1 pseudogene is annotated in these 795 nt (G+C 57.4%); it reads left to right on the forward strand.

Annotation, left to right across the window (positions count from 1 at the left end):
• Positions 1–103: 103 nt before the first annotated feature.
• Positions 104–703, forward strand: a pseudogene (locus ACXAIC_RS24745) (integrase core domain-containing protein); the annotation flags it as partial.
• Positions 704–795: the final 92 nt, after the last annotated feature.

Consider the following 795-nt stretch of genomic DNA (forward strand, 5'->3'; position numbering starts at 1 on the left):
CGCCGTGAAAAGCCAGCTCGCAATCATGTTCGAAGACCGCTTCCTAATGGCGTAATCAAAGCGCCAGGGCACAGAATTCCGGACAGTCTCACCCGTCATGGAGGCCTTCCTCGATCTGTTCAAGGAGCGTGGCTTGCCGTCGGCGATCCGCACGGACAACGGCTTGCCCTTCGCCTCGCCAAACGGGCTCTACAATCTGTCGAAGCTCTCGGTGTGGTGGCTGCGTCTGGGTATCGGCATCGAACGCATCAAGCCAGGTCACCCGCAGCAAAACGGCCGCCACGAACGCATGCATCTGACCCTGAAGAGGGAAGCCACCCGGCCGCCGGGAATGAACAGCCTGCAGCAGCAAGCCAAGTTCGATGCTTTTATAAAGGAATTCAATGAGGAACGCCCTCATGAAGCGCTGGCTATGAAGACACCGGCGGAAGTCTACACAGCCTCACCAAGGCAATACCAGGGACTGCCGGACCTGGACTATCCCTTCCATGACAGGGACGCCCTGGTCACCGCTTGCGGACGGATCTGCATGCACCGAAAGAAGATCAACGTCTCGACCGTTCTGGCCGGTCAGAAGCTCGGGATCAAGGAAGTCGAAGACGGAATTTGGCTGATCAGCTTCATGAGCTATGATCTGGGATACATCGACCTGGAGCAGAGAACACTACAGACAATCGACAACCCGTTCGGCACGAGGTTGTAACGTGTCCGTCCGGTGAAGCCGGTCTTCATGGCGGCGGCGCGCTCTGTTACGCTGCTTTTGCAGCGTAACACCAAGGCATGAGTTCGTTGATG

The sequence above is a fragment of the Roseibium sp. AWQ4_254 genome, assembly GCF_056161025.1.